Here is a 24,965-nt window from a genome sequence, read left to right as displayed (position 1 = left end):
GCGAGCCGGCGTTCCCCTTGAAACCAGCCGCCCGCGCCCCGAATCTCACCTCGCGGTGCGAACCGTATTTCCATGACTGCCAAAACGAGACAGCCGTGCGTCGAATCGTCCTTTTCCTTGCCACCAATATCGCCGTCCTCCTGCTGCTGAGCATCGTGTGCCGCCTGTTCGGCATCGACCAGTGGGCTGCCGCCCGCGGCTACGGCGGCATGACCGGCATGCTGGTCTTCGCCGCCGTGTTCGGCATGGGCGGCGCGTTCATTTCGCTGGCGATGTCCAAGACCATCGCCAAGTACTCCACCGGCGCCCGGGTGATCGAGCAGCCGGGCAACGAGGCGGAGCGCTGGCTCGTCGACACCGTGCGCCGGCATGCCCAGGCCGCCGGCATCGGCATGCCCGAGGTGGCGATCTACGACGGGCCGGAGATGAACGCCTTCGCCACCGGCATGACGAAGAACAATTCGCTGGTGGCGGTCAGTTCCGGCCTGCTGCAGCAGATGGACCGCGAACAGGTCTCGGCCGTACTCGGCCACGAGGTCGGCCACATCGCCAATGGCGACATGGTCACGCTGACGCTGATCCAGGGTGTGCTCAACACGCTGGTGATCCTGGCCGCCCGAGTGGTCGGCAGCCTGGTCGACAGCTGGCTTTCCGGCGGGCGCGACAATCGCGGCGGCAGCGGCATCGGCTACTTCGTCACGGTGATGGTGTTGCAGGTGGTGTTCGGCCTGTTCGCCTCGATGATCGTGGCCGCCTTCTCGCGCTGGCGCGAATTCCGCGCCGACCGCGCGGGCGCGCAGCTGGCCGGTCGTGGATCGATGATTTCCGCGCTGCAGCGGCTCAAGGGCGACCACGGCGCCACCACGCTGCCCAAGGCCATGGCCGCGTTCGGCATCTCCGGCCACATGGCCGCGGGCTTGCAGCGGTTGTTCATGAGCCACCCGCCGCTGGACGAACGCATCGCCGCGCTGCAGGCCGTCCGCGCCTGAGCGTGAGTCCCTCTCCCCACGGGAGAGGGTGGGGGGACAGGGTTCGATGGTGCCGGGCAGTTCGCTCCGCCCGAACCCTCTCCCGTCTTTCGGGCACCCTCTCCCGGTGGGAGAGGGAAATGTCTTTTGTCGTTACCTGGGAAGCATCACCGCAATGACCGCATCCACCGAAACCCGCAAGTTCGAAGCCGAAGTCGCCCAGGTCCTGCACCTGGTCACCCATTCGCTTTACTCGCACAAGGAAATCTTCCTGCGCGAGCTCGTCTCCAACGCCTCCGACGCCTGCGACAAGTTGCGCTTCGAATCGATTGCGCATCCGGAGCTGCTCGCTGGCGAAGGCGAGCTGCACATCGACGTAAGCTGGGACGAGCAGGCGCGCACCGTCACCGTGCGTGACAACGGCATCGGCATGAGTCGCGACGAAGTGGTCGCGAACATCGGCACCATTGCCAGCTCCGGCACCCGGCGGTTCCTCGAGGCGATGAGCGGCGAACAGAAGGCCGACGCGCGCATGATCGGCCAGTTCGGCGTGGGCTTCTACTCGGCTTTCGTGGTGGCCGACCGGGTCACCGTGCTCACCCGCCGTGCCGGGGCCTCGGTGGACGAGGGCGTGAAGTGGGAGAGCGACGGCAAGGGCGAATATTCGCTGGAGCAGGTCGAGCTCGGTGATCGCGGCACCACCGTGGTCCTGCACCTGAAGGCCGACGAGGACGAATTCCTCAAGCGCTGGCAACTCGCCTCGCTGATCCGCAAGTACTCCGACCACGTTGCCTTCCCGATCCGCATGCCGAAGGAAGAAGCGGGCAAGCCGACCACCGAATGGGAAACCGTCAACGACGCCGGCGCCTTGTGGACCAAGCCCAAAAGCGAGATCAGCGATGAGGACTACCAGAGCTTCTACAAGTCGCTCGGGCACGACTTCAACGATGCGCTGGCCTGGACGCACAATCGGGTCGAGGGCAGCCAGAGCTTCACCACGCTGCTTTACCTGCCCGCGCAGCCGCCGTTCGACCTGATGATGGGTGGCCGCGACGAGCGCAAGGGGCTGAAGCTCTACATCAAGCGCGTCTTCATCATGGACGCCGCCGAGGAGCTGCTGCCCAACTACCTGCGCTTCGTGCGCGGCGTGGTCGACGCCGATGACCTGCCGCTCAACGTCAGCCGCGAGATCCTGCAGCACAACCGCCAACTCGACCGCATCAAGGCCGCCTGCGTCAAGCGCGTGCTCGACCTGATCGAGAAACTGGCCAAGGACGAGCCGGAGAAGTTCGCCACCTTCTACAAGGCGTTCGGCAACACCCTGAAAGAGGGCATCGCCGAGGACGCGAACAACCGCGAGCGCATCGCCAAGTTGTTGCGTTTTGCCTCGACCGGGGGCGAGGGCGCAAACCAGACCACGGGCTTCGACGACTACATCGGCCGCATGAAGGTCGGTCAGGACGCCATCTGGTACATCACCGCCGACGGCTACGCGGCCGCCGCCGGCAGTCCGCAACTGGAAGCGTTCAAAGCCAGGGACATCGAAGTGCTGCTGATGTCCGACCGCATCGACGAATGGATGCTCGGCTCGCTCAGCGAGTACGACGGCAAGAAGCTCCAGAGCGTCGCCAAGGGCGAGGTGCCGCTGGACGAGGCCGACAAGCGCAAGCAGGAAGAAGCGGCGAAGGCCGCCGAGCCGCTGCTCGCGAAGCTCAAGGAACTGTTGGGCGATCGCGTCGGCGACGTCAGGGTTTCCGCCCGCCTCACCGATAGCCCCTCGTGCCTGGCCCTGTCCGACTACGAGATGGCGCCGCACCTGGCCCGCCTGCTGCGCGAGGCCGGCCACGACATGCCCGAGAGCAAGCCCACGCTGGAGATCAATCCGGCGCACGCACTGGTCAGGCGCGTGGAAGCGGAACCCGACGAGGGCAAGGCGCGCGACCTCGCCGCGCTGCTGCTGGAACAGGCCGAGATCGCGGCCGGGGCGCAGCTGCCGGACCCGGCGGCTTTCGTGCAGCGGATGAATCGCGTGTTGCTGGGATAAGCCGCGCCACAGAGTGGCGATCATAAAAAAAGCCCGCACCTTAGCGGGCTTTTTTATGCAGTAATTCAGGCGCTTGCTAGGCCGGCATACCTTAACAAGTCGGGGTAATCCCGTATGGAAGGCTTGAAAACCTGTCCGGAGCTGTACGAGTGCGGCATCTCTGCCGCCAGCTGATTTATGTTGTTTGCGGGATAATTAAAACGGTTGGTGCCTGAGCTTTGTTCGAAAAGCTCGTTTAGTGACTGGAACGACCAGCTGTAAAACTGCCATGCGATCTCCGAGAGGAGAACTGCATGCTCGGTTTGACGGGAGCCATATTCCTCGCGCGGCATGAGGTGCTTGAACTCTATATCCCTCACCAGGCTGGGTCGGCACCTCTCATGGAAGCCCTGTCGGTCCCGCTTGTTATTAAAAAGATCGCTTAGAGCTGTTGAGTCTTTATGGTCCAGCGCCGCGAGAAATAGTAACCACAAAATAAAGATCGTCTGGCGTTCAATCGCTGAGACGGCCGAAAGCGTGACCTGGAAGACTTGCTTCTCAGATCGAAGGTCAAGGCCAAAGGCTTCCGTCACCACGGCAAGAGACCGTTGCAGGGCGTGCGTGCTAACGTCTTCTTTGGGGAGTCCGGTAAAAAGCTCTTTGCCGCAAATGTCCGGGTTTTCCGAAATTAGGAGTTTCGCATAACTTTTATGGTCCGGTTCCGGAAGTTGACACCGCCTGTCAAAAAACCGTTTTAGATATCTTTGGGCATCAAAACCCGCGCCGTAAATCGCCCTTATCGACTCGGCTAGTTGGTTTTGGTTGGTCGAGAGTACGAAGCAGACGTTGCGCGCCCCGAAGACATGCTTGATTTCTTCAAGTAGTTTGATTGCGTAGGATGGTCGACACCTATCAACTTCGTCTACAAAGACGAACATCGGCAAATTTGCGCTCAAGCTCTGTTCAAATGCCTCGACTAAATTGCCCAGGGATTCTTTAAATTCCTTGATGGCGATACTTTTGCTCTTATGTTCGTCCAATGCTGCCTTGAATACGCGATCAAGGCCTTTTTCAATAGTTGCGGAGGTGGCTGATGACAAATCCTTTACTCCAGTGTGATCGTCGCGGTCAGTGCTGAGGTCCAGCAACTCACCTACCGCAATCCCTGTAGTTTTCTTTATCAAGCTCTCTACGACGACCTTGGTGGCAGGTAGGACGGCACGCCTCAGGTTCCTCACCACCTCGGAAGTCGATTTTGATATCCGCTTTTTAAGCCGTTCTCCGTTAGGAAGGCGCTTTTCCCATTCTTCAAGCTCATCTTTGATGACGGCCATCAATGCTATGGAGGCTGCCTCGCCAATATCGTTCTCCCACGCGTCGAACATCACGACAGGGTGACCTTTTCCTCTTAAGTCGTGAGCCCAGTGGCGTACGAAAAAGCTCTTTCCGTAGCCCCAGTCGGCATCGAGCGAAATTGTCAGGCCAATGCCCTTTGTTCTAGCGAGATTGCCAGCCTCTTGCGTGAGGTAAGCGCTTAGGAAGTCAGCGAGACGTTTGCGATCTAAAACGTCATCAGTCCAAGTTCCTTCCGGCTGCACTGCGGGTTCCTCGGTCACTTCTGCTGCTCCTTGCTTGAGTCGTAAGTGGGTAGCGCTCAGTTGGCCAACGGCTCGACCAGCTCCGGCCGCTGCACGCTCAGCGCGGTACCGGTGGCCGCCACGATGATGGCGAGGATCGCCAGCCACTGCAGCAGGCTGAGCCGCTGATCCAGCAGTGCCGCGCCCGCAACCGCGGCGATGGCGGGCTCCAGGCTCAACAGCGTGCTGAACGTGCGCGCCGGCAACCGGGTCAATGCGACCATCTCCAACGAGTAAGGCAACGCCGAACTGAGCAACGCGACACCCAGCGCGTACGGCAGCAGGGCAGGCGACAGCAGTGCGCTGCCAGCGTGCGCGGCGCCGAACGGGATCACCAGCAGGGCACCGATCGAGATGCCGAGCGTCACCGCATCGCCGCCGTGGCTCGCGCCGACTTTCTTTCCCAGCACGATGTACAGCGCCCAGCCCACGCCGGCTGCCAACGCGTACATCACCCCCACCGGATCGAGCGACGCCGCCTGCGCATGCAGCGGCAGCAGGAGGACCAGCCCGGCGATCACCAGCGCGATCCATACGAAGTCGACCGCGCGGCGGGACCCGGCGAGCGCCAGCGCCAGCGGCCCGGTGAACTCGAGCGCGACCGCGATGCCCAGCGGGATCGTGCGCAGCGACATGTAAAACACGAGGTTCATGGCGCCCATCGAAAGGCCATAGCCCCACAGCGCCAGCCAGTCCCGCTTGCCGTTCGCACGTCGCCACGGCCGCCGCCAGAGCAGCAGGATCAGCGCGCTGAGCCCCAGCCGATAGGCGGTAGCGCCCTGGGCCCCGACCTGCGGGAACAGGTGCTTGGCCAGAGACGCGCCACATTGGTAGGAAACCATGCTGATCAACAACGCGCCGATCGCGAGCGCGACCGGGGCAACGGCGAAGCGTGGTGACATGGGGGGAGCCGGGGGCAGGGGTTCGCCAATAATGCCAGTGGGCCCGGGCGAAACACACCGGGCGAACCGCTCTCGTCGGCGTCGCTGCTGACAGCGGGGTGGCAGCAGGCGAGCGTGGTCGGCCGCCGGCACGGAGCAGTCCGCTATCGCCCGCGACGGCTCGCTCCGCTGCGCCGCGCCGGACGAGCGAGGATCCGGCCGTAACCACGGCACCGGATGTGCGCCTGGCTTCGGCAGAGGGTTACTCCCGGCCTGCCGCACGCCCGCAAGCGTGCTTGAACGGCCCCTGGCCTGCGTGAAGGAGGCCTCACCATCCGCACACGCCGTGCCCATCGTGGCCGTCGGGGAAGCGAGCGTATAAGGCGCCATGGGCGCGACGGCACGCATGCATGCACCGCCGCGCCTGTTCGGTCACTGGCCTGACCCGTTGCCCTGGCGGTCGGCCATGTCCGTGGCGGGAGGCGCTCATGCCATCCCAGGGCTCGCAGAGTGCAGGCAAGACCGCGCACCCGGCGGGTGCGCCCATCCGCAACCGTCGACACCCAGCGGGATCGCCGGCGAGGCTCGCCTCCCGGGTATGCACAGCCATCGACCGACCGGTGCCGTGATCGACCCGGCGACGGGAACAGGCGTGGCTATCCGGGACACACGCGTCGCACCCCATGGCGGCCCCAGCGGCGTGGACTACTCCAAGGGGTATCTCCGTCATGAGCCAGAAGATCATCGATTACACGCTCGACCGCACGACCCCCGCCAATCCGGACGCTTCATTGCCTGCCACCGTGGCGAACTGCACCGTGGTCACCGGGCCGGGCTCGACGGTGCTGGGTGCCTACCCGCAGGCGCTCGACTTCAAGGCGGGCGGCACGCTGGACGTCGCGCTGCCGACCGGCAAGCCCGGGGCGGAGAAGTTCTGCGCGCGCGTCGTGTTCAAGCCAGGCGGCCCTGTCGCGGCGCGGCAGACCCTGATCGCGGCGACCGCTCCACCCATCTCCCTCGATCTCGAGCCGGACGGTGGTACCAGCGAATACCAGCTCGTCGCTCGCGTGACGACGCAGGCGCACGGCACCGGTGAGGCCTCCACCCAACACTTGATGGACCTCAAGACCGCCGACTGGCACGCCGCCGACCTGGTCTACGACACCGACACGGTCGCGGTCTTCATCGACGGCACGATCGTGTCGGTCCACGCCTTCCCCAGCGGAAGCCTCGCTTCGGCCGCAAGCGGCACGTTGCACGCCGGCTCGGCAGCGAACGGCACCGACGATCCGTTCGTCGGACTCATGGCGGCACTGCAGCTGCACGAGGACATCCCGCTGGAACTGGAGGCGCAGCTCGACGAGCGCCGTGCGCATCCGCAATGGCACCTGACCTACAAGCAGGAGGAGCTGAACCTCGATTCGCCCGTGGGCGAGTTCTATTACGACCTGCCCAGCGAGTCCTGGATCCAGGAGTTCGCCGGTACCACGCTGATGTACAACGAGACGACGGGGCTGGCCTTCGAAATGCACGGCGCGATCCTCGCCGCCTACCGCGCGCTTCCGTTCCGGATCGAACTTGGCTTCCTCATCTCCGACGAGATGGACGGCGCGCAGGGCGGCAGTCGCAAGAGTCTCTTCAGCCGCGGCGGGATCTACTGGTCCGGGGCGACGGGAGCGATCCCGGTCACGGGACAGACGTGGGTCGACTACGAAGGCATGGGAGAGGGCGGCGCGATCGGCTTGCCGCTGGCGCCGGCCCAGACGATCTCCGGCGGCCGCCGGCAGGTGTTCCAGGGCGCCGAGATGTACTGGAAGAGCGGCGCCGCCAAGGCATTCGAAGTGCACGGCGACATCCTGGCTCGCTACCTCTCCACCGGCGGCGCCGCCACATGGGGCTTTCCGACGACGAACGAGGCCGACGTTTTGGATGGCGCGACCGCGATCGGCCGGCAGAGCGAGTTCGAGGGCTGCACGATCTACTGGAGCGGCGCCACCGGGGCGTACGACGTGCGGGGCGACATCCTGCGCAAGTACAAGGAGGTGCAGGGCCCGGCCGGCGACCTGGGCTTCCCGACTTCCGGCCAGTCGGACATCTCCGGCGCGAGCGGGTACTACAACACCTTCCAGCGCGGCAGCATCCTCTGGTTCGGCAGCTACGCCGACACGCTTGCGTGCGTGCCCTTCGAGATCACGCTGACGCGCGTGGATACCCAGGAATCCGAGCCCTGGTACAAGGGCGAGAACGACGTCTACCTGCAGGCCTCCATCGCCGAGGGCGGGCACGTCCTGCACGCCGAGCGACTGCCGGCCAGCGGAGACAGCGACGGCAACAACATCTTCGATGCGGGACCGAAGACCTTCGACCTCGGGCCCGAAGGCATCGTGCCCAACGACCCCAACCGGACCATCACCTTCCGCCTGGAGATCTGGGACAGCGACTGGCCGGACGACGACGACTTCCTCGGTACGTTCGAATACGTGCTGACGATGGCCAACGCGTGGGGCCTGCGCGACAGCCCGTCCGGCGTGTTCAACAGCGGCGGCTTCGACAAGATCAACTCGGTCGCCTGGTCGGTCAGCCCCAAGGTGGACCTGGCCTCGCTCACCGAGGCGCAGAAGTGGTGGGGCGCGCGCAACAAGGGCACGGACGAGATCACCTACCCGCAGTACGCGGCCGCCTTCAGCGATGTCGACTCCGACCCGGACTGGTGGGATCCGCGCGATTGGCTGGCCAAGCTGTTCTACGAGGCCGTGTGCAAGGGGCTGGCCGACAAGGGCAACTGCTTCGGCATGTCGCTCGAGGCGATCTACAGCAAGAAGCTGCGCAGCGCCCTGAGGCTGCCCATCGACCGCTTCAAGGATGCGCACTGGGAGGCGATCCGCAACGAGTTCAACATCAAGCACCAGTACCAGGTCGGCGCGCCGGCCATCTGGTGGTTCGTCGGCGAGTTCCTGTCCGGCAAGACGCACGACCCGGTGTCGGTGTTCCAGGCCACCCGTGCGCTGCATGCCGCGGGATGCGACCCGGTGCTGTGCATCTCGCAGAACTGGGATTTCAGCGGCGCGCCGCATTGCGTGTTGCCCGTCGGCTGGGACGACAGCGCGACACCCTGGCGGATGGCCATCCGCGACCCGAACTTCCCCACCACGGGCATCAACGACGCACCGCGCTCCATCGAAGTCGACCCGTCCGCCAACACCTACAGCTATGCCGGTTCCAAGAGCTACAGCGGCGGCGAATGGAGCGGTGGACGCATGCACTACATGCCATGGGAGGTGGTAAACGAACGACCGCGCACGCCGGTGTTCGAGGCCGTCATGCTGCTCCTGTCAGGGGTGATCCTGATCGTCGGCGACGACAGCGAGACCAGTGCGCTGACCGACGAGAACGGGGTGGACCTGGATGCGTTCGGCGCCGATTCGATCGACCGTCTGAAGAACGGCAAGTCGCTGGCCCACAAGTTCGTGTCGGTGAAAGGCTTCGACCAGCACCGCCGGGAATGCTCGCGCACGCACGACGGCCCGCGTCCCGACCGGCCACCCGACATCCGCCACCCACGCGGCCATGGCGTACTGACGTCCGAGCTCTACCTGCGCTCGGAGCCGAAGGTTTTTTCGCGCCAGCCGCCTGCCGGCGGCAAGCGTGGCGGCGACGACTGGCGGCGGCTTACGCTGCGCGAGTACCTGTGCCTGCTCGCACCGCACGACATCCGCGAGCTTTTCGAACGGCACCCGGACTACGTGGCGGCCAACAACCATCGGCTGATGTACCGACTGGCGGACACCGGCCTGGTCCGGGAGGTGATGTCCGCGGCGCTGGCCGGAACGACGCCGGGAAGCGGCACCGTTTCGAAGAACTACATCCACCGCCTGCGTGCGCTGCGCCGCGGGCGCCTGCAGTACGGCATCAAGGAAGGACTGAGCGAGCTCCTGTTCGTCGCCGACAGCGCCGCGGGCGACTACGACACCTTCCGCGTCAAGGACCTGGGCACGCACACCCGGACCGTCTCGGTCTCGAGCAGCCGCGACAAGTTGCTGCGCGTGCTCATCAGCAACCGTCTGGGTGGCGGCGCCGATTACCTGCGCATGGACATCGACGGCGTGGCGCTGGCCGCCGGGAACGAGCTGCAGATCAATCCCCGGCCCGGTATCGGGGGCGTCGAGCTCGTGTGCAGCGGGCAGGCCATCGAGGCCCAGGTGACGGTCCACTACGTACGCCGCGGTGTCGAACTCAGCGGGCGGTTCGATCTGAAGGAACAGGACGGGTTGCGCGTCGTGCCCTCCACGCTGGTCGCCTCCAACCAGTTGAAGGTAAGCAGGATCAACGCTTTGTTCGGCGCGCCGCAGAGCAGCACGCTGGTGACGGCATCGCCCTGATCGCCGCTGCGGCGGACGGGCTGGCGAGGACGCCTGCGGATCGGGCGCTGCGGGCACGTCGTCGACGGCTAACGCCCGGCCGGCGCCGGCCAGCGGCGCATCGCTTCCGGTGCGACGCCCACGCGGCGGCACGAGCGGCTGACCACGCCGCTCTCCTTGAGGGCCGCGCGGAAGGCCGGCGCCATCGACCACAGCAATCGCGCGGCGACGCGCGCCTGCTGGCGTTGGCGCGGCGTGTGGTGCAGCAGCCGGTTCGCCCAGTCCGGTAGCAGCGCGATGCCGGCATGGAGGAACACGTCGCGGGAAAGGCTGGCGAGCGGGACAGGCAAGCGCACCTCGCCGAGGACGCGCAGGACTTCGCGCGAGCGCCCGGTAAAGGCCAGTTGTTTCTGGATGCCCGCGAAATAGTCGGCGACCCCGCCCTCGGACGAGGGCACGTCGCGCGCGCCCAGCGCTTCGGCGATGCGGCGCACTTCGTCGTAGTAGCGGTCGGCGATCGCGCGGGGAACGGTGCGGTGGGCAAAGCGGCGATAGCCGGCGAGAAAGCTGTGCGCTTCGGTGACGTGCACCCAGGTGAGTAGCGCCGGATCGTCGGCCGAGTAAGGCGTGCCGTCCTCGCCTGTGCCCCGCACGAAGCCATGGATATGACGTACGCGTTCGATCAGGCCTTCCGCGGCCGCCCGCGGCGCGTAGGTGGTGGCGCCGACGAAGGTGGTGGTGCGACGCAGGCGGTCGACCAGGTCGTCGCGGAAGTTGGAGTGGTCCCATACACCGGCAAGCGCCAGCGGATGCAGGGTCTGCATCATCAACGCGGCCAGGCCACCGGCGAGCATTCCCGGGAAGTCGGCGTGGATGCGCCAGGTCACGCTGTCCGGCCCGAACAGGCCCGGGTCGCCGCGCGGGTGGTCGTAGTCCAGCGTGCCGCCGGGATCGCGTGGGAAGGCGCCCAGTACCCAGCGGCGGATCGGCTCGTGCGTGACTTGGCGAAGCAGGTTCAGTGGCGAAGCCATGGGCGCAAGTATAGGGATGCGCCCTTCATGAGGCCTTCGGCCGGTCTTGCCTGACTGGCGAAGGTTGCGCTTCGACTTCAGCCTTCCGCGTTGGCGACCGCTGCGGCGTGCGCCTGGCTGGCGGCCGCCACGGCGGTCGGCGTCGGCAGGACCAGCATCGCGCTCATCACGGCCAGGCAAAGCAGCATGCAGGCGGCGAAGAAGCTCTGCAGCAGGATGGTTTCGAATTTCATGGCGGTTCTCCGCGTGGTGGAAGGGAAGCTTTCGCGGATTGGATGGCACAAGGCGTGCCAACGTTTAAAAGCGCGGCGCCATGCGGTTTTCCGGGCATCGGGCCCGCACGCAATGGCCGTCCGCGGACACCGGGTTCCGCGTCCGGACACACGCGCGGACGGACACGAACGCCGGTCCCGTGCCTTGCCCACCCATGACGGCACGGTCGCGCGGGGCGAGCTAGCGTGCGGCCATCGCCACCGAGGTCGGCGGCGCGAGAGGCACCCGATACGATGTTTCGCATAGGCCTGATTTCCGATACCCATGGCTTGTTGCGCCCCGCGGCGATAGACTTCCTGCACGGGTGCCAGCGCATCATCCACGCAGGGGACATTGGCAGTGTCGCGCTTGTGGAAGCGTTGTCGGCAGTGGCTCCCGTCACTGCCGTGCGCGGCAACAACGACCGCGGCGAGGCGTTCGCCGGCCTGCCGGAAAACGCGACGATCGAACTGGGTGAAGTGCGGGTGCACGTGCTGCATGACCTCAAGGAACTGGCCATCGACCCGCGCGCGGAGGGCGTGCACGTGGTGGTCTCGGGGCACTCGCACAAACCGCTGGCCGAGGAACGCGGGGGCGTGCTCTACGTCAACCCCGGCAGCGCCGGACGACGGCGGTTCAAGCTGCCGATCAGCGTGGGCGAGCTGCTCATCGACGGTCGCGAAGTGATGCCGCGGATCGTGGAGCTGGACGGCTAGCCGGTTCGTGCCGGATGCCCCAGTGGTGCGAAAGAACTTTCGACGCACCCGCGTGGGTGATGCCGTCCTCGCTTCACCCCTCCTTGCGGGCACACGCGCATGATGCCGGCACGCTGCACCAGGCATCGGCACGATGCGTTTCGCAGCGCCGACAGGGCCAGGCACGAGGCATGTCCTCGCGCTCGCACCGACCTCGGCACGCGTTTCCAGGTGTCGTCCCGCGCAGTTCGCTTGTCGTAACACCGATCCCGCGCCAGCGTCCTCCCAGCGGACCCATGCCCATGACCACCACGCAGACAGATGCCAGCGCCGCCCGGCTCGGCAACCTCCAGGGCCTGCTTCCCGCGCTGGAGGAGCTCTACACCGACATCCACGCGCACCCCGAACTGTCGATGCAGGAAACCCGCACCGCTGCGCTGGCGGCCGACCATCTGCGAGCCGCCGGCTATGAGGTGACCACCGGTGTCGGAAAAACCGGGGTGGTCGGCCTGCTGCGCAACGGCGAGGGGCCGACGGTCATGCTGCGCGCCGACATGGACGCGTTGCCCGTGAAGGAGGCGACCGGCGCGTCGTACGCGAGCAAGGTCGAGGCCGTTGACCGCGAAGGCACCAGCGTGCCGGTCATGCATGCCTGCGGCCATGACCTGCATGTCACCTGGCTGGTCGGCGCCGCCACGCTGATGGCACAGACCCGTGCGCAATGGCAGGGAACGCTGATGGCGGTGTTCCAGCCGGGGGAGGAAACGGCCGAAGGGGCCCGGGCGATGATCGACGACGGATTGTTCCAGCGATTCCCCAAGCCGGACGTGGTGCTCGGGCAACACGTCATGGTCGGTCCGGCAGGCGCGGTCGCCGGTCGTACCGGTGTCATCACCTCGGCCGCCGACAGCCTGGAAATCCGCCTGTTCGGCCGTGGCGCCCACGGCTCGATGCCGCAGGCGAGCATCGATCCGGTGGTGATGGCGGCAGCGACCGTGCTGCGGCTTCAGACCATCGTTTCGCGCGAACTGGCACCGACCGAGGCGGCGGTGATCACCGTCGGCTCGCTGCAGGCCGGCACCAAGGAAAACGTCATTCCCGACGAGGCCGTCATCAAGCTCAACGTGCGCACGTTCGACGAAGGCGTGCGCAAGCGCGTGCTCGATGCCATCACGCGCGTGGCCAACGCCGAGGCGGCCGCATCCGGCGCGCCCAGGCCGCCACAGATCACCCCGCTGGACCGCTATGCGCTCGTGAACAACGATGCGGCGGCTGCGGCGCGCGTGGTCGAGGCGTTCCGCGCGTTCTTCCCGCCGCAGCGGGTGCGGCAGACCGGCCCGACCTCGGCAAGCGAAGACTTCGGCTCGTTCGGTGCCGAATGGCACGTGCCCTCGGTGTTCTGGTTCGTCGGCGGCACCGATGCGGATACCTACGCGAAAGCGAAGGCCGAGAACCGCCTGAACGAGATCCCGACCAACCACAACCCGCGTTTCCTGCCGGTCATCCATCCCACCCTGGAGACGGGCGTGGAGACCCTGATGGTGGCCGCGCGCGCGTGGCTGTCGCCCACCACCTGAGCCACGGGCAGCCGGAGCCGATCATCCGATGATGCACATCCTGGTGCTGGTGCTGGACCTGGGCGGCACCTTCGTGTTCGCCATCAGCGGCGCGATGGTCGCGGTCCGATGCCGGCTGGACGTGTTCGGCGTGCTGGTGCTTTCCTTCGCCGCCGGCAATGCCGGCGGCATCACGCGCGACCTGTTGATCGGCGCGATACCGCCGGCGGCCATCGACGACTGGCGCTACGTCGTGGTGTCCGTGCTGGCCGGAACGATCACCTTCCTGTGGTATCCGGTGACCCGCCGCTACAGCCGGGACGTATTGTGGCTCGATGCGGTGGGGCTGGCGTTCTTTGCGGTCGCCGGCGCCGAGAAGGCGCTGGTCCACGGCATCCATCCGCTGATGGCGGCCCTGCTCGGCATGCTCACCGGCATCGGCGGCGGGATGTTGCGCGATGTCCTCGTGTCCGGCATTCCCACCGTCCTGCGCACGGATCTCTACGCGCTGGCCGCCCTCGCCGGCGCGGGCGTCGTGGTCGGCGGGTACCTGCTGCAGGTTGCGCCAACGGCGGCAGCAGTGGGTGGCGGAGCCGTGTGCCTGGCACTGCGCTTCATGGCGATACGCCACGGCTGGCGCCTCCCGTCGGCAGGCTCGGAACAAGCCTCCGCAACGGACAAGCGCGATCACGACCGCGCTCGCTGATCGGCAGGGCGGGCTCAGCCGATCGCGGGGTGGGCGTCGGGCACTGACAGGCTCGCGCGGCGCCAGTCGCGCAGGCCGATGGCGGCCAGGACCACGAAGCCGGCGTAGAGCACCGCGGTGATCAGCAGGTCCTTGTAGACGTATTCGCCCACGTAGATCACGTCGACCGCGATCCACAGCCACCAGGCGGCGAGGTGGCGGCGTCCCTGCCACCACTGCGCGACCAGGCTGAAGGCGGTGAGCGCGGCATCCAGCCAGGGCAGGGCGGCGTCGGTCCAGCGGTGCATGGCGTAGCCGAGCGCGAGTGCACCGGCGAGACCGAGCATCAGGTGCACGGCGAACTGGTGTGGCGGGAGTGCCGCGATCTGGACTCGGCCGTCGCTGCCCAAGTGTTTGAGCCAGCGCAGCCAGCCGTACACGATCAATACGGCGAACGCGCCCTGCAGCAGCGCGTCCGAATAGAGCTTCGCGTCGATGAAGATCCAGCTGTAGACCACCACCGAGGCGAAGCCCACCGGCCAGCACCACGGGCGGCGCCGTGCGGTGAGCCAGACAGCCCACGCGCTCAACGCCGCGCCGATGAGTTCGACCGCGTCCATCAGAAGGCGAACGTCGCGGACAGCCGCGCGAGGCGCGGCGCGCCCGGGAACAGGTAGCTGTCGCCGTAGGCGCTGCCGGTGTCACGCCAGTAGAAGCGGTCGAACACGTTGTCGATCGACAGGCGCAAGGTGAGCGCGTGGCCGTCCAGCGTGGTGGCGTAGCGCACGCCGGCGTCGAAGACGTTGTAGGCGGCCACGCGCACACGACCGTCCGGGGTGGCGACATTGGGCGAGGCATAGCGCCAGCCGCCGAGCAGACTCAGCTGTGGCGCGAACGGCAGGCGGTAGTCGGCGTACACCGCGGCGCGCACCCGCGGCACGTTGGCGACCTGGTGGCCTTCGTAGGAGGGCGTGCCGGTGTCCCGGGCGCGGGCGCGGATGAAGCTGGCGCTGGCGGTGACTTCGAGGTTGTCGCTGACGCGCCCATGGGCGCCCAGTTCCAGCCCCGTATGCACCTGTTCGCCTCGCTGCACGAAGGTAAAGCCGTAGGCGGAATCGTCCGGTTGCGCGAACTGGTAGGGCTGGCGGATGCGGAACGCTGCCGCGTTGACGTCGAGCACGTCGCTCACCGCGTACTTCATGCCCGCTTCGAGCTGGCGCGACAGGCGCGGCGCCAGCATCTGGCCGTCGTTGCTGGTCCAGTACGGCGCCTCGTTGCCGAGCGAAAGGCCTTCGCTGTAGCTGAGGTAGGTGGTGAGTGCCTCGTCCAGCTGCCACAGCACGGCCGCCTGCGGCAGCGTCTTGCTGAGGCGGGTATCGCGTTCGGGCAGGCCGTCGCCGTCGTACGCGCGCTCGTGCAGGCGCACGAAGCGGCCGCCGGCGATCAGCTGCCACTGCTCGCCCAGGTGCAGGCGATCGAGGGCGAACAGCGAGTGCTGCCAGCTGGTGAGCCGGCGCACGGACGGGCCGGGCTGGTTGGGCGAGGGCGCGAAATAGGGCGGGTCCAGGTCGTCGACATTGGCAGTGCCGACGTAGTCGTAGACATCGGCGCGCTGGTCGTTGAGGCGGCGGAAGGCGCTGGCGCCCAGCGTGAGCTGGTGGCTGACCGGGCCGGTGTCGAGGTGGCCCTCCAGCGTGGCACGAGCCTCGTCGTCGATGCGCGTGTCATCCGGACTGCGGTAGTCGTACACGTCGTAGTCGCCGTTGGGCGCGAAGAAGTTGCCGGGCGCGCCGCTGGCGCAGGCGGGCGAGTAGAAGCAGCCGTAGGCGAACGCCACGTTGTCGTCGATCACGCTCCGGCTGTGCCCGGCGGCCAGCCGCAGGCGCCAGTCGTCGTTGAACGCGTAGTTGAAGCGCGCACTGGTGTTGGCCGCATGGATGCTCACCGGCTGCTGCCAGGGTTCGAAGCCCAGCATGCGGGTGGCGTCGGCACGTTCCGGGATCGTGTCGCCGCCGAGCAGCTGGTAGCCGGAGACCGAGCGTTGCGCGCTGGCCTGGTAGCTGCTGTCCAGTTCCAGCGTGGCGTCGGGGGTGATGTGCCAGTCGGCGGCCAGCGCGTAGAAATTGCGCCGGCCGTCGGCGTGACGCACGTAGGATTGGACGTCTTCCCAGGCCAGGTTGGCGCGCACCCCGAAGGTCGGCGAGAGCCAGCCGCCGAGATCCAGCGCGCCGTAGCGCGAGCCGTGCGAATCGGTGCCCAGCGTCACCTCGCGCACGTTCGCCGGGCGCTTGCTGACGAAATTCACCACCCCACCCGGTTCCATCACGCCCGCCTGCAATCCGGCCAGGCCCTTGAGCACTTCCACGCGCTGCTTGTCCTCCAACGCGACCGGCTGCTCGCCGGCGATCGTGAGGTTGTTGAAGCGCAGGCCGGTGGCCAGGTCCAGCGGATAACCGCGGATGGCGATGTCCTGGTAGTAGCCGACCGGGGCGTAGTTGTCGCCCAGCGACGCGTCCTCGCGCGCCAGTTCGCTCAGCGTGCGGATGTGGCGATCGTCGATCTGCTTGCGCGTGACCACGGTGACGGCCGCGGGAGTGTCGTGCAGCGAGGCGTTGCCGTAGGCGTCGACGGCGGTACCGTGGCGGTCGTCATGCGTCAGACCTTCCACGCGCACGGGCGCGAGCTCCTTGGCCTGGGTGGCGTCGGGCAGATCGGCGGCGTGCGCGGCCGGGGCCAGCGCGGCGATCAGGGCTAGCAGCAGGGGCGTGCGGGGAAAGGTCATCGTCGGCTCGTCGGCAAGGGAAAGGACGAAGCGACGGCGAGGCGCACGCCCGGAAAGACGCGCGACTGCTTATCAAGCTCCCTACGCCGGTACAAACCGGATCAGGTTCCAAGGGACTCTCTCAGCCCGGCGTTTTGCCGGGCACCCCCGCTTCAAGACCGGTATTGAAGCATGGAATGGACGTCCAACCCAAACCGTTCGTCCTGAGCGCAGGCCGCAGGTCAAAGTCGCAAGGACACGCACGCCTGCGTGGCACGCAGACTTCGCCCGCTGGCGTGAGCCACTTCTGCGCGACCGGTCTCGCTGACTCAGGCGAGCGCGCGGATGGCGTCAAGCATCGCGCGCCCGGGCGTCGTGGCGAACCACGCCGCGTGCCCGAGAAGGAAGGTGCGGTATGCCACGTCGGCGTTGGCCGGAGAGCGTGTGATCGCGCTGAAGTACTCCACTTCCGACAGCGCGAAGTCCACGTGCACCAGCGGCAGCAGGTCGGCCAGCAAATGGACGTCCGCGGCGGACAACGGCCGGCGTTCGCGGTAGCCCGCGATCAATGCGCGCGCGGTGTCGGGATAGGCTGCATCGCCACGGTCCAGCGCCAGCCAGGCGATCGCGTTGCGTTCGATCGCCGTGGCCAGGTCGAACAGCGCGAATGTGCGCGACGCCAACCCGAAATCGAGCACGGCGGTGATGGACGCCTGCGAGCCCGCATCGCTCCAGCACAGGTTGGAAACGTGCCAGTCGCCGTGCGTCCACAGCGCGGGCTGCGCCGCCATGCGGGGCTGCACCTGCGCATGGAAAGGGGCGAGCATCTGGCCGAGCTCCGTGCGCCAGTCCCGTTGCGCCAGGTACGCGGCCAGCCCTGGCCGTGCCGGCAACTGCGCGGCCAACGTGGCGAGCGGGTCGGCCGATGCGATCAGCTCGCTGCGGGCAACCAGCAGGTGCGTGTGGCGCTGTTCGGCCGCGTAGCCTTCCGAGGCTGCATGCAGCCTTGCCAGCATGGCCCCGGCCGTCCGTGCGTGCCCCAAGTCGCGGAGGGGCGACCACGAGGCGGCTTCGCGGTAGAGATCCACGCCTACGGCTGGCATGTGCGCCTCGTACGTCCATTCGCCATGCGCGACGGCAGAGTTTCCAGCCGCATCGGCAAGCACTGTCGGCACGGGCACGCCGGCCTCGCGCAACCGGGCCATGTAGGCGTGCTCCTCGGCCAGCGTTACCGGCGTGCGGACACTGCGGTGGTGACGTTTGACGAATACCAGGCGCCCGGCGACATCGATCAACGCGGCGGCCGAAAGCGGGCGGGGGCTGCACCACCGGATCACGCCGGCACTGCCGATCGACGGATAGCGCGCGAGCAGCGCGGTCACCTCCGCGGAGGCGATGGGAGGCCAGTCGGGCGGGACATCATCGGCGGCCAGGCCGTGGACGCGGTGGTCGGTGTCGTTCATGCCGCCATTATCGCGTCGGGAGCGGGAGAGCGGTTCCACGGCAGCATCCCGCTTACGGCATGCTATGCGCCCTTTCCCAACGGCCTGCTCGATGAGTGCCTTGCTGTTGCTGTTCACCTGCCTGGTGCTGGGCGCACTGGTGGCGCGCCTGGCGCGGCCGCCGGCGGGGCTCGCGGCAGGGCTCAACTGGTGGGTGATCAACGTGGCGCTGCCGGCGCTGGTGCTGGAGCTGATTCCGAAGCTGCGTTTCGATCCGCAGCTGTGGTTTCCGATCGTCGCGATGTGGTTGACCTTCGGTGGGGCCTGGCTGCTGTTCGGGTTGATCGGGCCGCGGCTGGGCTGGTCGCGCGGACGCACCGGGGCACTGATCCTGGTCTGCGGGCTGGGCAACACCTCGTTCATGGGCTACCCGCTCATGCAGGCGTTGTACGGCCAGCCGGGGCTGACGCTGGCCGTGGTGGCCGACCAGCTCGGCGCGTTTCCGGTGCTCGCTTCGATGGGTATCGTGGTGGCCTGCCTGTACGCCGGACGCGCGCCGGAGCCGGCGATGATCGTGCGGCGTATCGCGACATTCCCGGCGTTCGTCGCCTTGCTCGTCGGCGTCGCCGTTGGCGCGTTCGGGGGCTGGCCGCCTGTCATGGAGGGCGTGTTTGCACCACTGGGTGCGACGCTGACCCCTCTGGCGCTGTTTTCGGTCGGACTGCAGTTCCGCTTCCATCCGGGCGAGCGTCAGCTTGCGGCGGCGGGTCTTGGCCTGGGCTGGAAACTCCTGCTGGCGCCGCTGGCGTGCTGGCTGCTCGGGATGGCGGCGGGCGTGGGCGGATTGGTGCTGACCGTGGGCGTGCTGCAGGCGGCGATGGCGCCGATGGTCTCGGCCACGATCCTGGCCGACGAATACGGGCTGGATCCGCCACTGGCCAACACCATCCTGGGTGCGGGCATCGTGTTGTCGTTGCTGACGGTGCCGATGGGAAGCGTGTTGTTCGGATGATGCGCGAGCCTCACTGCCGCGCGGGATAATGAGGCCATGAACGACACGCAGAACAATCCGCCCGCCGTGCGGGCCGACGTGTGGCTGTGGGCCGCGCGGTTCTTCAAGACGCGCAGCCTGGCCAAGCAGGCGATCGATGGTGGCAAGGTGGACGTCAACGGCAGCGGCTGCAAGCCGGCGAAGGCACTGCACGTGGGCGACCGTTTGCACATCGGCCGGGGCGAGGAGCGGCTCGAGGTGGTGGTGCTGGCACTGTCGGAACAGCGCGGGCCGGCGCCGGTGGCGCAGGCGCTGTATCGCGAAACCGAGGAAAGCCTCGCCGCGCGCGAGGTGGCGCGGGCGCAGCGCAAGCTGGGAGCGGCGGGTCTGCTGCGCCCGCCGACGCGACCTGACAAGCAGGCGCGGCGGCAGATCATGCGGTTCAAGGACGAGCAGTCGTAGGGCAGGGCTCGTTTATAAAGCGCGCGCGATCGGCTTCTTCCCCAGGAAGACCGGGGATGGGCTACTGCTCAACCGATCGCCTTCAACCGGTACAGCGCCTCCAACGCCTCGCGCGGCGACATCGCATCGGGATCGAGCGTCTTCAGCGCTTCTTCCAGCGCGGAAGCTTGTGCCGCGAACAGCCCTAGCTGGGGCGAGGCCGCGGGTGCGGGCGTCGACGCGGTGTGCCCGTGCATCCCGCGCTCGAGTTCGGCCAGCGTGCGCCTGGCATCGGCGATCACGCTCTTCGGCAAGCCGGCGAGCGCTGCCACCTGCAGGCCGAAGCTGCGGTTGGCCGGGCCGTCCTTGACCGCGTGCATGAACACCAGTTGCTCGCCGTACTCGACCGCATCCAGGTGCACGTTGGCGATGGACGGATATTCGCCGGCCAGTTCGGTCAGTTCGAAATAGTGCGTGGCAAACAGCGTGAACGCGCGGCTGGCGGTCGCCAGGTGCACGGCGGCGGCGCGCGCCAGCGCCAGGCCGTCATAGGTGCTGGTGCCGCGGCCGACTTCGTCCATCAGCACCAGGCTGTGCTCGGTGGCGTTGTGCAGGATGTTGGCCGTCTCGCTCATCTCCACCATGAAGGTGGACTGCCCGCGCGAGAGGTCGTCGCCGGCACCGATGCGGGTGAAGATGCGATCCACCGGGCCGATGCACGCGCGCGATGCGGGCACGTAGCTGCCGATGTGGGCGAGCAGCACGATCAGCGCGTTCTGGCGCATGTAGGTGCTCTTGCCGCCCATGTTCGGGCCGGTGATCACCAGCATGCGGCGGGCGTCCACGAGATCCAGATCGTTCGGCTCGAACGGCTCATCACGCACCTTTTCTACCACCGGGTGACGGCCGCGCTCGATGCAGATGCCGGGTGCGTCGGTGAGATCGGGCGCGCGCCAGTCCAGCGCCTCGGCGCGCTCGGCCAGGTCCGCCAGCACGTCCAGTTCGGCGATGGCCGAGGCGGCGTCCTTGAGCGGGGCGAGGCGTTCGATCAGCGTGGCGAGCAGGTTGTCGTAGAGCGCGCGTTCGCGCATCAGCGAGCGCTCGCGCGCCGAGAGCACCTTGTCTTCGAACGCCTTCAGTTCCTCGGTGACGTAGCGCTCGGCGTTCTTGGTGGTCTGGCGGCGGGTGTAGTGCGTGGGCGCCTTGTCGGCCTGCGCGCGCGTGATCTCGATGTAGTAACCGTGGACGCGGTTGTAGCCGACCTTGAGCGTGCTGATGCCGCTGGCGGCCTTCTCGCGTTCCTCCAGTTCGACCAGGAATTGGTCCGCGTGGGTGGAGAGACGGCGCAATTCGTCGAGTTCGGCGTCGTAGCCCTCGGCGATCACGCCGCCGTCGCGCTGCAGCACCGGCGGCTGCGCGACGATCGCGCGCTGCAAAAGCGCGGCCGTTTCGGCGTGGTCGCCGATGCGCGCGACCAGCGAGTGCAGCAGCGGGCTGTCCAGTGCGGCCAGATATTCGCGCAAAACCGGGGCGGCGGCGAGGCCGTCGCGCAGCGTGGAAAGATCGCGCGGGCGCGCCGAGCACAGCGCCACGCGGGCCAGGATGCGTTCCAGGTCGCCGATCCCCCGCAGTTGCTCGCGCAGTGGCTCGTACGCGCGCGCCTCGATCAGCGTGCCGATCGCCTGGTGGCGCAGGCGCAGCGCATCGCGCGAGCGCAGCGGGCGGTTGAGCCAGCGGCGCAGCAGGCGCGCTCCCATCGGCGTCACCGTTTCGTCCAGCACGCCGAGCAAGGTGTAGTCGACGCGGCCGCTCGGATGGGTATCCAGCTCCAGGTTGCGCCGGGTCGCCGCATCCAGCGCGATGGTCTCGCCGGCGTTCTCCACTGCCATGCCGGTCAGATGCGGCAGCGCGCTCTTCTGGGTTTCCTCGACGTAGCCGAGCAGGCAGCCGGCCGCGGCGATGGCCAATGGCAACCCGTCGACACCGAAGCCGGACAGGTCTCGCGTGCCAAAGAAGCGGTTGAGCTCGCGGCGCGCCGCGTCGAAGTCGTAATGCCACGGCGGGCGCTTGCGCAGGCCGGGCAGTGCGGTGACCAGCTTCGGCCACCCACCGTCCTCGCCGACCAGCGTCTCAGCCGGCTGCAGGCGCGCGAGCTCCGCGGCCAGCGCCTCTGCGTTCGCCACTTCGCTCAGCAGGAAGCGGCCCGAACTCAAGTCCACCCAGGCGAGCCCGAAGGCGCCTTGCGCACCGGCGTGGATCGACAGCAACAGGTTGTCGCGACGTTCTTCCAGCAGCGCCGAATCGGTCACCGTGCCGGGCGTGACGATGCGCACCACCTTGCGCTCGACCGGGCCCTTGGAGGTTGCCGGATCACCGATCTGCTCGCAGATCGCCACCGACTCGCCGAGCTTCACCAATCGCGCGAGGTAATTCTCCACGGCGTGATAGGGCACGCCGGCCATCGGGATCGGCGCGCCCGCCGACTGCCCGCGCTGGGTCAGCGTGATGTCGAGCAGCCGTGCCGCCTTGCGGGCGTCGTCGTAGAACAGCTCGTAGAAGTCGCCCATGCGGAAGAACAGCAGCACGTCCGGGTGCTCGGCCTTGTGTGCCAGGTACTGGCGCATGAAGGGGGTATGCGAGGCGGAATCGTTGAGGTTCATGCAGGGAGTTTGGTCGGGCGGTCGCCGGCGGCGGTGATCGCGCCGGGAGGCTTCGGAGTGTACACGGCGCCGCCCTTGATCCGGCGGCATCGTCGGTAGCCGCGAACGCCGCGCATCCGTGCAGGAGCGCATCCGTGCGCGGTCGCGAGGCCCACGGTCGCGCGCAGGTGCGCTCCTGCAACAGGCCGCGTCAGCAGGCATTGCTTGCCGCCACGTCCCCCGAACAGGTAGAACAGCTTTTTGCGCCACCGGGAAGCCCTCCGTGTCCCTGTCCTCGCCCACCGATGCCGAGCTGTCCACCCTGGCCGGCCAGGTCGCCATGGAAGTTCAGCAGCACAAGCTCATGCTGGTCACCGCCGAGTCCTGTACCGGCGGCTGGATCGCCAAGACGCTCACCGACCAGCCGGGCAGTTCGGCCTGGTTCGATGCCGGCGTCGTGGTGTACAGCTACGAGGCCAAGGAGGCGCTGCTGGGCGTCAATCCGCGTACGCTCGAACACGCCGGCGCGGTGAGCGAGGAGACGGTGCTCGAAATGGTTTCCGGCGCCATGGCGCGCTACGGCGCGGGCGTCGCGGTGGCGGTCACCGGCATCGCCGGGCCCTCGGGTGGCACGGCGGAAAAGCCGGTCGGGACGGTCTGGATCGGCTGGAAACGCCGCGGCGGCTACGCCCACGCGCAGCTGTTCCATTTCGACGGCGATCGTGAGGCGATCCGCCGTCAAAGCGTGGCCGCCGCGCTCAACGGCGTGCGGCAAGCGCTGACGGGCTGAAGCGCTCTGTGCCTGCGGCGGGTCTTGACGGCTGTGGGATAATCAATGCCTTCGCAGACTTATCGCAGCCCGTGAGATTCGGACCGGGCATCATCCCCTCATTCCTAGCCACACCACCCGGGATTCCCACGATGGACGACAACAAGCGCAAAGCGCTGGCCTCCGCTCTTGGCCAGATCGAGAAGCAGTTCGGCAAGGGTGCGGTGATGCGCCTGGGCGATCGCACCGACGAGGCCATCGACACTGTCTCGACCGGCTCGCTGGGCCTGGACATCGCGCTGGGTATCGGCGGCCTGCCGCGGGGCCGTGTGATCGAGATCTACGGTCCGGAATCCTCCGGCAAGACCACGCTGACGCTGCAGGTCATCGCCAACTGCCAGAAGAACGGCGGCACCGCCGCGTTCGTCGATGCCGAGCACGCGCTCGACCCGACCTATGCCGAGAAGCTGGGCGTCAACGTGGCCGACCTGCTGGTCTCCCAGCCCGACACCGGCGAGCAGGCGCTCGAAATCGCCGACATGCTGGTGCGCTCGGGCGCGGTGGACGTGGTGGTGGTCGACTCGGTCGCCGCGCTCACGCCCAAGGCTGAAATCGAGGGCGAGATGGGCGACTCGCACGTCGGCCTGCACGCACGCCTGATGAGCCAGGCGCTGCGCAAGCTCACCGCCAATATCAAGAAGTCCAACTGCCTGGTGATCTTCATCAACCAGATCCGCATGAAGATCGGCGTGATGTTCGGCAGTCCCGAGACCACCACCGGCGGCAACGCGCTGAAGTTCTACGCTTCGGTGCGCCTGGACATCCGCCGCATCGGCGCGGTCAAGAAGGGAGACGAGGTGATCGGTTCGGAGACCCGCGTCAAGGTGGTCAAGAACAAGGTCGCGCCGCCGTTCCGCCAGGCCGAGTTCGAGATCCTCTACGGCGAGGGCACCTCGCGCGAGGGCGAGATCATCGAACTGGGCGTCAAGGAAAACCTAATCGACAAGTCCGGCGCCTGGTACAGCTACAACGGCGACCGCATCGGCCAGGGCAAGGAGAACGTGCGCCAGTTCCTGCGCGACAACCCCGCCATCGCCGACGACATCGACCAGCAATTGCGCGCGCGCCTGCTGGTCAGCGGCGGCAAGGCTGCGCAGGCCTCCGAAGAGGCGCTCGAAGAAGCCTGAGTCGTGCTCCTGCCTGATCAAGGCTGCCCCTGCCTCGGCCATCGGCCGGGGCAGTCGCTCGGGGAGGGGGCCGCTACTTCCGCTTTCGATGCGTGTGGCGCGCCATGAAGCGTCGCCCGGATAACTCCGACAAGCCAAGGCGCACCGCCTACGACAAGGCGCTCGGCTTGCTCGCCCGCCGCGAGCATTCGCGCCGCGAGCTGAAGACCAAGCTGCGCCAGAGCGGTTATGAGGGCGACGAAGCCACGGCGGCCGTCGACCGCCTTGGCGAGCAGCAATACCAGGATGATGACCGCTTTGCCGAGATCCTGGTGCGCAGTCGCGCGAGCCAGGGTTACGGCCCCCAGCGCATCCGCGCGGAGCTCAAGACCCACGCCGTGCCCGATGCGCGCATCCGCGAATTGCTGGATGCGGCGGACATCGACTGGGACGCCTCGGCTGTGAACCAGCTGCGCCGCCGCTATGGCGGCAAGGGCCCGATGGACCGTGCCGAAGGCGCCCGGCGCGCGCAGTTCCTCTTGCGTCGCGGCTTTGCCACCGCCACAGTACGACGTGCTACCCACGCCGAAGTGGACGACGCTGCCGACGAAATCGACTGATTCGAAGGCGGTGGCCGCCGGCGTGGCCTTTTTTGTCTACGCCGCCCGCC

At 67.3% G+C, this 24,965-nt stretch carries 19 protein-coding genes and 1 riboswitch; of the genes, 11 read left to right on the top strand and 8 right to left on the bottom strand.

Annotated elements, in window-relative coordinates:
- Window positions 1-95 precede the first annotated feature (95 nt).
- Window positions 96-989, top strand: a complete 894-nt coding sequence (gene htpX / locus ACFWZ4_RS04465) for a protease HtpX (RefSeq protein WP_439703509.1) — start codon at window positions 96-98, stop codon at window positions 987-989.
- A gap of 154 nt (window positions 990-1,143) precedes the next feature.
- A complete protein-coding gene (htpG, locus tag ACFWZ4_RS04460; RefSeq protein WP_439703508.1) occupies window positions 1,144-3,012 on the top strand; it encodes a molecular chaperone HtpG in 1,869 nt (622 codons plus the stop codon).
- Between the two features lie 65 nt (window positions 3,013-3,077).
- Here the strand turns inward: htpG and ACFWZ4_RS04455 are convergent, their stop codons facing one another.
- Complete coding sequence (locus ACFWZ4_RS04455) at window positions 3,078-4,607, bottom strand: KAP family P-loop NTPase fold protein (protein ID WP_439703507.1); 1,530 nt, start codon at window positions 4,605-4,607, stop codon at window positions 3,078-3,080.
- A 38-nt stretch (window positions 4,608-4,645) separates the two neighbouring features.
- Window positions 4,646-5,530: an EamA family transporter gene (locus ACFWZ4_RS04450; RefSeq protein WP_439703506.1), complete on the bottom strand. Its 885-nt coding sequence runs from the start codon at window positions 5,528-5,530 to the stop codon at window positions 4,646-4,648.
- Between the two features lie 707 nt (window positions 5,531-6,237).
- On the opposite strand from ACFWZ4_RS04450, the gene ACFWZ4_RS04445 reads away from it, so the two are divergent.
- Complete coding sequence (locus ACFWZ4_RS04445) at window positions 6,238-9,888, top strand: LGFP repeat-containing protein (RefSeq protein ID WP_439703505.1); 3,651 nt, start codon at window positions 6,238-6,240, stop codon at window positions 9,886-9,888.
- Between the two features lie 68 nt (window positions 9,889-9,956).
- On the opposite strand, the gene ACFWZ4_RS04440 is transcribed toward ACFWZ4_RS04445, so the two are convergent.
- Complete coding sequence (locus tag ACFWZ4_RS04440) at window positions 9,957-10,898, bottom strand: oxygenase MpaB family protein (protein ID WP_439703504.1); 942 nt, start codon at window positions 10,896-10,898, stop codon at window positions 9,957-9,959.
- A 77-nt stretch (window positions 10,899-10,975) separates the two neighbouring features.
- Window positions 10,976-11,131: a hypothetical protein gene (locus ACFWZ4_RS04435; protein WP_231321123.1), complete on the bottom strand. Its 156-nt coding sequence runs from the start codon at window positions 11,129-11,131 to the stop codon at window positions 10,976-10,978.
- Between the two features lie 273 nt (window positions 11,132-11,404).
- Between ACFWZ4_RS04435 and ACFWZ4_RS04430 the strand changes: the two genes are divergently transcribed.
- The 3 genes from ACFWZ4_RS04430 to ACFWZ4_RS04420 all read left to right on the top strand — a co-directional run bounded on the left by ACFWZ4_RS04430 (window position 11,405) and on the right by ACFWZ4_RS04420 (window position 14,107).
- The gene (locus ACFWZ4_RS04430) at window positions 11,405-11,866 is read left to right on the top strand and encodes a metallophosphoesterase family protein (protein WP_439703503.1); all 462 of its coding nucleotides are present in this window, start codon (window positions 11,405-11,407) and stop codon (window positions 11,864-11,866) included.
- 281 nt (window positions 11,867-12,147) lie between these two features.
- Complete coding sequence (locus tag ACFWZ4_RS04425; RefSeq protein ID WP_439703502.1) at window positions 12,148-13,422, top strand: M20 family metallopeptidase; 1,275 nt, start codon at window positions 12,148-12,150, stop codon at window positions 13,420-13,422.
- 31 nt (window positions 13,423-13,453) lie between these two features.
- Window positions 13,454-14,107 carry a trimeric intracellular cation channel family protein gene (locus ACFWZ4_RS04420; RefSeq protein WP_439703776.1) on the top strand — a complete coding sequence of 218 codons (654 nt, stop codon included), beginning with the start codon at window positions 13,454-13,456 and terminating at the stop codon, window positions 14,105-14,107.
- Window positions 14,108-14,121: 14 nt separating this feature from the next.
- Here the strand turns inward: ACFWZ4_RS04420 and pnuC are convergent, their stop codons facing one another.
- The 3 genes from pnuC to ACFWZ4_RS04405 all read right to left on the bottom strand — a co-directional run bounded on the left by pnuC (window position 14,122) and on the right by ACFWZ4_RS04405 (window position 18,310).
- The gene (gene pnuC, locus ACFWZ4_RS04415; protein ID WP_439703501.1) at window positions 14,122-14,706 is read right to left on the bottom strand and encodes a nicotinamide riboside transporter PnuC; all 585 of its coding nucleotides are present in this window, start codon (window positions 14,704-14,706) and stop codon (window positions 14,122-14,124) included.
- On the bottom strand, window positions 14,706-16,868 hold the full coding sequence (locus ACFWZ4_RS04410) for a TonB-dependent siderophore receptor (protein ID WP_439703500.1): 2,163 nt from the start codon (window positions 16,866-16,868) through the stop codon (window positions 14,706-14,708). Before ACFWZ4_RS04410 ends, pnuC begins: the two co-directional genes overlap by 1 nt.
- A 61-nt stretch (window positions 16,869-16,929) precedes the next feature.
- Window positions 16,930-17,027, bottom strand: a riboswitch (TPP riboswitch).
- Window positions 17,028-17,176: 149 nt separating this feature from the next.
- Complete coding sequence (locus ACFWZ4_RS04405; protein WP_439703499.1) at window positions 17,177-18,310, bottom strand: phosphotransferase enzyme family protein; 1,134 nt, start codon at window positions 18,308-18,310, stop codon at window positions 17,177-17,179.
- 91 nt (window positions 18,311-18,401) lie between these two features.
- Here ACFWZ4_RS04405 and ACFWZ4_RS04400 point away from each other — a divergent pair, with 91 nt between their 5' ends.
- Together ACFWZ4_RS04400 and ACFWZ4_RS04395 are read left to right on the top strand one after the other, a co-directional pair.
- On the top strand, window positions 18,402-19,301 hold the full coding sequence (locus ACFWZ4_RS04400) for an AEC family transporter (protein ID WP_439703498.1): 900 nt from the start codon (window positions 18,402-18,404) through the stop codon (window positions 19,299-19,301).
- Between the two features lie 36 nt (window positions 19,302-19,337).
- Entirely contained in the window at window positions 19,338-19,742 is a 405-nt protein-coding gene (locus ACFWZ4_RS04395; protein WP_439703497.1) for an RNA-binding S4 domain-containing protein, read from the top strand.
- A gap of 68 nt (window positions 19,743-19,810) precedes the next feature.
- Here ACFWZ4_RS04395 and mutS read toward each other — a convergent pair whose 3' ends face one another.
- The gene (gene mutS / locus ACFWZ4_RS04390; protein WP_439703496.1) at window positions 19,811-22,381 is read right to left on the bottom strand and encodes a DNA mismatch repair protein MutS; all 2,571 of its coding nucleotides are present in this window, start codon (window positions 22,379-22,381) and stop codon (window positions 19,811-19,813) included.
- Between the two features lie 262 nt (window positions 22,382-22,643).
- Between mutS and ACFWZ4_RS04385 the strand changes: the two genes are divergently transcribed.
- From ACFWZ4_RS04385 to ACFWZ4_RS04375, 3 genes are all read left to right on the top strand, one after another.
- On the top strand, window positions 22,644-23,150 hold the full coding sequence (locus ACFWZ4_RS04385) for a CinA family protein (protein WP_439703495.1): 507 nt from the start codon (window positions 22,644-22,646) through the stop codon (window positions 23,148-23,150).
- A 131-nt stretch (window positions 23,151-23,281) separates the two neighbouring features.
- A complete protein-coding gene (recA, locus tag ACFWZ4_RS04380) occupies window positions 23,282-24,316 on the top strand; it encodes a recombinase RecA (RefSeq protein ID WP_439703494.1) in 1,035 nt (344 codons plus the stop codon).
- Window positions 24,317-24,420: 104 nt separating this feature from the next.
- Complete coding sequence (locus tag ACFWZ4_RS04375; protein ID WP_439703493.1) at window positions 24,421-24,915, top strand: regulatory protein RecX; 495 nt, start codon at window positions 24,421-24,423, stop codon at window positions 24,913-24,915.
- Window positions 24,916-24,965 lie beyond the last annotated feature (50 nt).

Source organism: Frateuria sp. GZRe12, assembly GCF_051900535.1.
Classification (GTDB): domain Bacteria; phylum Pseudomonadota; class Gammaproteobacteria; order Xanthomonadales; family Rhodanobacteraceae; genus Frateuria_A.
Note: the sequence above shows the minus strand (reverse complement) of the source record. Positions and strands in the feature narration are given on the sequence as shown.

Coding starts and splice junctions, on each gene's coding strand:
- htpG (WP_439703508.1), top strand. CDS start 1,144: ATGACCGCATCCACCGAAACCCGCAAGTTCGAAGCCGAAGTCGCCCAG.
- ACFWZ4_RS04450 (WP_439703506.1), bottom strand. CDS start 5,530: ATGTCACCACGCTTCGCCGTTGCCCCGGTCGCGCTCGCGATCGGCGCG.
- ACFWZ4_RS04445 (WP_439703505.1), top strand. CDS start 6,238: ATGAGCCAGAAGATCATCGATTACACGCTCGACCGCACGACCCCCGCC.
- ACFWZ4_RS04440 (WP_439703504.1), bottom strand. CDS start 10,898: ATGGCTTCGCCACTGAACCTGCTTCGCCAAGTCACGCACGAGCCGATC.
- ACFWZ4_RS04435 (WP_231321123.1), bottom strand. CDS start 11,131: ATGAAATTCGAAACCATCCTGCTGCAGAGCTTCTTCGCCGCCTGCATG.
- ACFWZ4_RS04430 (WP_439703503.1), top strand. CDS start 11,405: ATGTTTCGCATAGGCCTGATTTCCGATACCCATGGCTTGTTGCGCCCC.
- ACFWZ4_RS04425 (WP_439703502.1), top strand. CDS start 12,148: ATGACCACCACGCAGACAGATGCCAGCGCCGCCCGGCTCGGCAACCTC.
- ACFWZ4_RS04420 (WP_439703776.1), top strand. CDS start 13,454: ATGCACATCCTGGTGCTGGTGCTGGACCTGGGCGGCACCTTCGTGTTC.
- pnuC (WP_439703501.1), bottom strand. CDS start 14,706: ATGGACGCGGTCGAACTCATCGGCGCGGCGTTGAGCGCGTGGGCTGTC.
- ACFWZ4_RS04410 (WP_439703500.1), bottom strand. CDS start 16,868: ATGACCTTTCCCCGCACGCCCCTGCTGCTAGCCCTGATCGCCGCGCTG.
- ACFWZ4_RS04405 (WP_439703499.1), bottom strand. CDS start 18,310: ATGAACGACACCGACCACCGCGTCCACGGCCTGGCCGCCGATGATGTC.
- ACFWZ4_RS04400 (WP_439703498.1), top strand. CDS start 18,402: ATGAGTGCCTTGCTGTTGCTGTTCACCTGCCTGGTGCTGGGCGCACTG.
- ACFWZ4_RS04395 (WP_439703497.1), top strand. CDS start 19,338: ATGAACGACACGCAGAACAATCCGCCCGCCGTGCGGGCCGACGTGTGG.
- mutS (WP_439703496.1), bottom strand. CDS start 22,381: ATGAACCTCAACGATTCCGCCTCGCATACCCCCTTCATGCGCCAGTAC.
- recA (WP_439703494.1), top strand. CDS start 23,282: ATGGACGACAACAAGCGCAAAGCGCTGGCCTCCGCTCTTGGCCAGATC.
- ACFWZ4_RS04375 (WP_439703493.1), top strand. CDS start 24,421: ATGAAGCGTCGCCCGGATAACTCCGACAAGCCAAGGCGCACCGCCTAC.